Source organism: Streptomyces sp. MB09-02B (assembly GCF_033794485.1).
Classification (GTDB): domain Bacteria; phylum Actinomycetota; class Actinomycetes; order Streptomycetales; family Streptomycetaceae; genus Streptomyces.
In genome coordinates, this window is the sequence record NZ_JARGEE010000394.1 from 1 (window position 1) to 8,295 (window position 8,295).

At 66.8% G+C, this 8,295-nt stretch carries 2 protein-coding genes; both read left to right on the forward strand.

From position 1 onward, the window contains the following. Positions 1 to 832: 832 nt before the first annotated feature. A complete protein-coding gene (locus tag P1P70_RS35660; RefSeq protein ID WP_319245200.1) occupies positions 833 to 7,888 on the forward strand; it encodes a polymorphic toxin-type HINT domain-containing protein in 7,056 nt (2,351 codons plus the stop codon). 7 nt (positions 7,889 to 7,895) lie between these two features. Continuing rightward, positions 7,896 to 8,141 (forward strand): hypothetical protein, encoded by a 246-nt coding sequence (locus P1P70_RS35665; protein ID WP_319245201.1) that lies wholly within the window; start codon positions 7,896 to 7,898, stop codon positions 8,139 to 8,141. The last annotated feature ends 154 nt before the right edge of the window (positions 8,142 to 8,295 follow it).

Genomic DNA, 8,295 nt, shown 5'->3' on the forward strand with positions numbered 1-8,295 from the left:
CCAACGAGTACTTCCTGGGGGCAGCCATGGTCGATGTTCCTCTCATGAGAACCATCTGACCCTCTGTCAGCACCCTCCGCATCTCGGGGGAACCTCAACCTGGGCCGCGGTGCACAGCCAGTACGCGGCCCAGCCCACCGCGGACCGCCCCGGCGGCGCGATCATCGCGACCGCCCCGCACTGGTGGACCGGCGAGCCGGTCCGCGTACGTGGATTTCACCCCTGACCACAGGTCAGACGCCTGCGGGGCCCACCAGTCGGTGGGCCCCGCAGCCGTTTTCACCCGGTGGTGCACATGCGGTCACGTCGGGCGGCGGCCAGGCCCCGCCACCGTCGGCGGTCAGTGCCGTACACCGGCGATCCACTGCGCTGGTGAGGGGCCTCGGCCGGGCGACCCCGGGGCCACTGCTGAGCGTTCGGCTCGGCGGGTTTCGCGCCGTTCGGCGAGCTTGGTAAGCCGGCGCAGGCGGTCGACCTGGGGGAGGTCGTGGACCGCGCCGCTCCGTCAGAACCGGACGGACTGTCAGTTGCGGCTCCAGCCGCATGACCTCCGCTGGCGGGCTGCGTGATCGAGATCACTTGTGGTGGCTGGAACCTTTCTCCTGGTTGGCCTGTTCACGGCATATTCACAGCAGCTACTGTCCACGTTCACTGATCGAATTCAGGAGCTGGTCATTCCGTTTCCGCGCTGGGGAGCGCGGTGGGGCCTGTCCTGACGCCGACGGTCTGTACATGTGAGCTGCGGTTCGTGCCTCGGTGCGGTCTGCATGGGGTGGGAGTTCGGGTGGCTGTTCGGCGTGCGCGTGTTGTCTCGGTGGGCCTTGCGGGTGCGATGCTCGCGGCTTTGCTGTCGACGGTGTCGGTGGTGTCGCCGCCGGAGGCCAGGGCGGCCGTTGACGACTCGACGCCGGTGGTTCCGTCCCAGCCTCTGGGCTCGGTCGCGGAGCAGAAGGCCGAGGAGGTCGGCAAGCCGCTGCCGGCTCCCAAGTGGCCGAGCGCGGGGGAGGCCACGGTCGATCTGTCCGAGGTGGCTCCGGGGGAGCCGGGCACGGTGGCTCCCGAACCGTCCGCCTCGTCGACTACGGATCGACCGAGTGGTGACGACACCGAGGTTGCGGGCGTCGTCGAGGTGGCTCCGGTCGTGGAGGAGGCGGGTGCCGAGGCCCAGCTGGGTGCGGCCCGCCTGGCGAAGGACGACACCGCCTCGCCGAGCGCCATCCCCAGCTCTCCGGACGGCGTGGAGGCGCAGGACACCGGACCGAGTACGAGCCCGGATTCCGAAACCACTTCGACTCCCGGCCCCGCAGAGTCTTCGCCGGGTGATTCGGCCCCTGACGTGGTTTCCCCGGATCAGGTCGATGTGCAGGTGCTGGACCGTGAGGCGGTGGCCCCGGCGGGCGGTATCGGTCTGGGCCTGAAGGTCACCCGGACCGACGGCGTCGATGCCCCGGGCGAGGTCCAGGTCGATATCGACTACTCCGGCTTCAAGTACGCCTTCGGTGGTGACTTCGCCTCCCGGCTGCGGCTGGTGAAGGCCCCGGCGTGCGCCCTGGAGACCCCGGAGGCGGCGGGCTGTACGGACCGTGAGGCCGTGCCGGTGGAGAACGACACCGCTGCGGGCACCCTGACCGCGACAGTGCCGGCGGCGGCCGACACAGCAGCGGACGGTCTGACTCCGCAGCTGATGCGGGAGGCCGGCACCAGCGGGGACAGTGTGTTCCTGCTGAACACCGGTTCGTCCTCCGACCAGGGCGACTACCGGGCGTCGACGATGTCACCCACGGGTTCCTGGGATGTGTCGACCGGTTCGGGTGCGTTCACCTACAACCTGCCGATCCAGCTGCCGAAGCCGCCGATGGGCTCGGCGCCGCCGCTGGCGATGACGTACAACTCGCAGTCGGTGGACGGCCGTACGTCTGCGTCGAACAACCAGTCGTCCTGGGCGGGCATGGGCTGGGACCTGAACGTCGGCTACATCGAGCGCCGGTACCGCAACTGCACCGAGGACGGACTGCCGACGATCGGGGATATGTGCTGGGACTCGCCGAACTCCACTGTGGAGCCGTCCGGCGCGGTCTACGTCATCAACCTCAACGGTGTCACCTCGGAGCTGGTCCAGGACGACACCGGCAGCGGCTCCTACCACGTGAAAGACGATCCGGGCTGGCGGGTGCAGCGCCTGTTCGACGGGCACGGCGCGGGCCGCGACGGGGAGTACTGGCTGATCTCCACGCAGGACGGGCAGCGTTACTACTTCGGCTGGGGCCGCTCCGAGCGCACCGGTACCGCGACCGCCTCCGTCTTCACCGTCCCCGTCGTGGGCAACGACACCGGCGAGCCGTGCCGGGATCAGTTCCCCGTGCCGTGCACGCAGGCGTGGCGCTGGAACCTCGACCGGGCGGTCGACGCCAACGAGGTCGAGACGATGTACTTCTACGACAAGGAGTACAACCACTACCGCTCCGTCGCCGACGTCGACCAGGCCCGCCAGTACGTCTCCTCCGGCTATGTGAAGGAGATCCAGTACGGCTGGTCCTCGCAGATCACCGACGGCAAGGTGCCCGCGAAGGTCGAGCTGAGCCACGTCAACCGGTGCATCGAGCGGGTCCAGGAGAACGACCCGCTGCGCGATACGCCCGCGGCGTGCCCGACGTTCGACGACAAGCCGACCTCCTACCCGGACGTGCCCATCGACTTGATGTGCGACGGCACGTCGGCCGACTACGAGTGCGCGGGCAAGACGTATTACCCGACGTTCTTCTCCACGGACATGCTGTGGGACATCAAGACCTACGTCAGTGACCAGGACGGCACCGGCTGGGACCTGGTGCAGCAGTACCAGAACAAGTACGGCATGCCGAACCCCGACGGAACGATCGGCAAGACGCTGTGGCTGGACTACGTCCAGCGCCGCACCTACGGCAACGGCACCGACCTCGTCCTGCCAGTGATCAACTTCAACCGGGTCGACCTGGACAACAAGGTCGGCTCCGCGGAGCTGAACTTCCCCCGCATCGCGGAGGTCCACGGCGACCTCGGTGCCACCACCAGCGTCTCCTACGGCTTCGCCAACCCCTGCGACATCAACGACCTGCCCAGCCAGGCCTCCAACACCAAGGACTGCTACTGGCAGAAGTGGACCCCGGAGGGCGAGACCGAGGCCCGCACCGGCTGGTTCAAGAAGTTCCTGGTGACCAAGGTCGAGGTCGACCCGACCGTGACGTCCAACCAGGACGGCGCCCCGGTGATGACCACCTCGTACACCTACGAGGACGGCGCCGGCTGGCGGTTCACCAACGACCCCCTCACGGCGGACGAGGACGAGTCCTGGACCGACTGGCGCGGCTACCAGGAGGTGAAGGTCTCCACGGGCTCGGGCACGGGGAAGAAGACGACGAAGTACTGGCTCTACCGCGGCCTGGACGGGGACCGCACCTCCAAGACGGACACGTCGGCGACGAAGAACGTCACGGTCGACAACGGCGACGGCGGCGCGTTCACCGACCACGACTGGCTCTCCGGCAAGGTCCTGTCCACCTCCCTGCGCGACGACCAGGACATCTCCCACGAGCGCACCTACCACTCGTACTGGTCGCACAACACCGCCCAGTACGACGGCCTGCCCGACGCCCGCTTCGTCCGCGAGTCCAAGACCGTCACCAACACCAAGGTCAGCGGCGGCTGGCGCGAACGCACGGTGGAGAACGAGTACGACGACTCCGAAGCCGCCTCCACCACCTTCGGCCTGCCCATGCGCACCGACGACTGGGGCCAGACGGACGTCTCCGACAACCGCTGCACCACCTACGGCCGCGCCTACAACACCGACGCCTACGACTCCACCGACGCCCGGCGCTGGACCGTGCTCCAGGACCAGGTCAAGCACTACCCGGTCGGCTGCTCCAGCATCGCCGACAGCAACCAGGACGGCTACGCCACCACCCTCTACGACGGCGCCACCACCGTGGCCGCGAACAAGCCGGTCGACGGCAACCCGACCGAGGCCCGCGTCTACACCAAGTCCGGCAGCTACCGCTCGACGTGGTCCGGCTACGACGACGCCGGCCGCGTGGTGTGGACCGAGGACGGCCTGCACAACCGCGTAACCACCACCTACAGCCCCGCCAACACCTGGCCCCTGAACGGCATCACCACCGCAACCCCCGACCCGGACGGCGCCGCCTCCGCCCGCACCGGGCTGACCTCCACGGTGTGGACCTCCCGCTTCTGGGGCATCCCGACCACGGTCAAGGACGCCAATGGCCACTCCACCACGGTCACCCTCGACTCCGCCGGCCGCGTGGTCGAGGTGTGGAAGCCGACCGAGACCGGCAGCTCGCCGTCGATGAAGTACAGCTACAGCATTCCCACGTCGACCAACGGCTCCGGGGTGCCCGACGCGGTCGACGGCTACCCGCACACGACCTCCCGTGTGCTGCAGTCCGGCAGCACCTACCTGACCTCCCACACCTACACCGACGCCCTCGGCCGCGCCCGTGAGACACAGACACCACTGCCCGACGGCGCCCTCTGGCCGACTCAGACGGTGGTGCCCTACCGGCAGGTCGCCGTCACCCGCTACGACTCGGCCGGCCAGGTCACCGGCACCTCGGCGGTCTTCCGCAACCAGGGCACCGCCGGCACCGGCGGACCCTCCAGCCCCGAGGTCACCGACCTGCCCTCCTACAACGACCTCGTCCTGGACTGGGCCGGCCGCACGGTGATCTCCCGGCTTCAGGCCGATGGAGTCACCCAGGCCGAAGACAAGGTCACCACCACCTACAACGGCGACCACACCATCGTCCAGCCGGCCGTGGGCACGCCCATCGACACCTACACCGACGTGTTCGGCCAGGTCTCCAAGGTCGTCGAACACAGCGGCAGCGCCACCTACACCACGTCCTACGGCTACACCGGCAAGGGCGAGCTGAAGCAGATCACCGACACCCGCGGCAACAACACCATCTACACCTACGACTGGGCCGGGCAGCGCCTGACCGTCGACGACCCCGACGCGGGCTCATCGACGACCGTCTACGACGCCAACGGGCAGATCAGCAAAGTCACGGGCAACGCCGGCAAGACCGTCCTCACCTACGGGTACGACAACCTGGGCCGCAAGACCTCCGTGGCCAGCGGAGCAGACGAACTCGCCGCCTGGACCTGGGACGGGATGACCGTCACCAACGGCAAGGGCCAGATCACCTCCACCACCAGCCGCGACACCGCCGGCAACACCTACACCACCAAGGTGGGCTCCTTCGACACCCGCGGCCGCGCGCTGAGCAGCACTGTCACCATCCCCGCAGGAGTCAGTGGCCTAGCGGGCACCTACACGACGTCGTTCTCCTACGACGCCGCCGACCACCTCACCAAGGTCACCTACCCCGCCGCAGGCGGCCTCGCCGCAGAGACGGTGACCACCACCTACGACACCTACGGCCACCCAGACCGTCTGACCAGCACCCTCGGCGCCGCCGTCTACATCGGCGACACCGCCTACGACTCCTACGACCGCCTCACCTCGCGCACCTACGGCACCGACTTCGACGGCACCGGCGTCAACGCCCAGCGCACCTACGCCTACGACGACAGCAACGGCACCCGCCGGCTCACGTCCATCGCGACGACCACCAATGTCAACGAACTGATCACCGAGAAGCAGAAGGACACCTACACCTACGACCTGTCCGGCCGGATCACCGAACTGCGCGAACAGGCCACCGGTCAGACCGCCCAGTCACAGTGTTTCCGCTACGACGACCAGAGCCGCCTGACCAGCGCCTTCACCCACACCACGGCAGGCATCTGCGCGAACACCGCACAGACCACCACCGACAACCAGGGCACCTCCCCCTACCAGAGCGCCTACACCTACGACCGCATGGGCAACCTGCAGTCGGTCACCGACACCAGCACCGCTGGCACCGCCGCCCTGAGGGACTACCTCTACCCCGGCTACGACGACGCCGGCACCTGGACCACGGCCAACGCCAACTGGCCCCACGGCGTCCGCAAGATCCTCCACAAGACCGGCAGCACCACCACCCGCACCGACACCCTCACCTACGACGACGACGGCACGATGCTCAAACGCATCGAGCAGCCCACCACCGGAACATCGACCACCGTCGACTACACCTGGACCAAACTGGCCCAACTGGCAACCGTCAAGACCACCAAGGCCAGCGGCAGCGAACTGGCCCGCTACGCCTACGACGCCGATGGCAACCTCCTCGTCCGCACCACCCCCAGCGAGACCATCGCCTCCCTCGGCGGGACGGACCTGCGCACCGATGGCACCACCCTCACCGCCACCCGCCACTACACCAGCGGTAGCGCGATCGTTGCCATGCGCACCACCGAGGGCACCACCGCCACCAACGGCAAACTCACCTACCTGATGGCCGACACCCAGGCCTCCACCCAGATCGCCGTCGACGCCACCACCGGCACTTCCACCCGCCGCCGCTACACCCCCTTCGGCGACGAACGCAGCGGCACCCTGCCGACCGGCACCGACAACGGCTTCCTCGGCAAGACCGAAGACACCAGCACCGGCCTGTCCCTGCTCGGCGCCCGCGCCTACGACCCCCACCTCGGACGCTTCCTCAGCCCCGACCCCCTCAGCGCCCCATACGAGCCGCAGAACCTCTCCGCCTACAGCTACAGCGACAACGACCCCATCAACTATGGCGACCCAAGCGGCTTGAGAAAGGCAGATTGCGAAGGCGGCTGGGAAGAGTGCGGGCCTGGGAAAATCAACGGCGGTGGAGGTAACACAACGCCATCGGTAGTAACGGACCTGGGAGACGGCGAGGCACCGAGCCCACCGACGGACCTGGTTCACAACTACCTGGGAGACGACCAAGACGCACCGACCGTCGGGCAGATGCAGGCCGCCGGAACCTACATGCCGCACGTCAGCCCCGAGCTGAACTACGAACTCTACTTCCGTGAACGCTGCGGTAGAGACGGCATGGGCACCGACATGACGTGTACGAACTTCCGAAAGCACTACGACGGCTGGAAGCACGTAAAGGGAATTCCAGTGGACTCCTGCCCGATATGCGGGAACGTGGGATTCCTCGCCATCGTCGAGTACGCACTCGGACGCGGCGGCAAGCTTGGGAGGCCATGCAGGAACAGCTTCCTGCCGGAAGCCGGCGTTCGTATGGCAGACGGATCCGTCAAGGAGATCGGTGACATTCAGGTTGGGGACAGAGTCCTCGCGACCGATCCAGAAACGGGCAGGACAGAAGCCCGCGCCGTACTCGCCACTATCATCACCGAAGGGGACAAAGAATTCACCGGCCTCACGGTGAGGACGGGCGACGGCAATGCCGAGATCATCACAACCGACCACCATCCGTTCTGGTCCCCGTCTGCTGATGCGTGGATCGACGCACAGGACCTCACCCCTGGCATGACATTGCGGACCGACACCGGTGACGCGGTCTCCGTGGGCGCAGTCCACTCCTTGCGTAACCAGTTGGAAACCCGCAATCTCACCGTCGATGGCCTGCACACGTATTATGTGCTGGCGGGTGAGACCCCGATACTCGTTCATAATGACAATCCCTGCGTTCCTGGCGTGGAAGTTCTCGACGGAACATGGAGCCGGATGGGCTTCGGTACCCGATCGGAATTCGGCGACGTGGCGTGGGGCGGCAGGAGTCTCGCAGATGCGAGCAAACTGAAGACCCCGGAGCAATTGGCGAGAATGCAAGAAATAGGCCTCACGCGCGAAGACGCGCTGCACTGGCGCAACTTCTACATGGACATTCATAACAAGTCGGCGGCGAAATTTCCAAATGATCCGGAAAAGATCAATCCCAGTGCCAGATCGAGGGCGGACCTTTTCCAATACTATGCAGACAATCTTTAGGGTGCATATGCGATTTATTATTCGTGCCGATAAGGCAATGGTGGTGGCTTTTGAGCCAACTGCGGCAGAATTCTCCCTGGAGCCAGGAAAGAAAATCATCGTGGAATGGCTCGGAGGTGGCGAGGACGGCATGGTCTCGCTGGAGGCTGGGACCTTTGTCGTCGCCGCTCCTACTGGAGGGCACACGCGGGCGTGGGACGCGGACGGCGTGGAAATCTACGTGGGCCCAGACTCTGGGCCGGAAGCGCGCTGAGCGAGGTGGAGTCATATTGATCCGAAACGGTAGGTGTTCTGGGTCGTTGATCCCAGCGTGAGTGAACTGGTGGGGGACGCGCGGGAGTTGTCGCCGTCGGCGCAGGAGGCACTTCGGCTGCGGGCGGTGGCCGCGTTGGTTGCGGGCCGGACTC

Bases quoted from the DNA above. Each gene is read 5' to 3' on its own strand.
- P1P70_RS35660 (WP_319245200.1), top strand. From the start codon at position 833: ATGCTCGCGGCTTTGCTGTCGACGGTGTCGGTGGTGTCGCCGCCGGAG.
- P1P70_RS35665 (WP_319245201.1), top strand. From the start codon at position 7,896: ATGCGATTTATTATTCGTGCCGATAAGGCAATGGTGGTGGCTTTTGAG.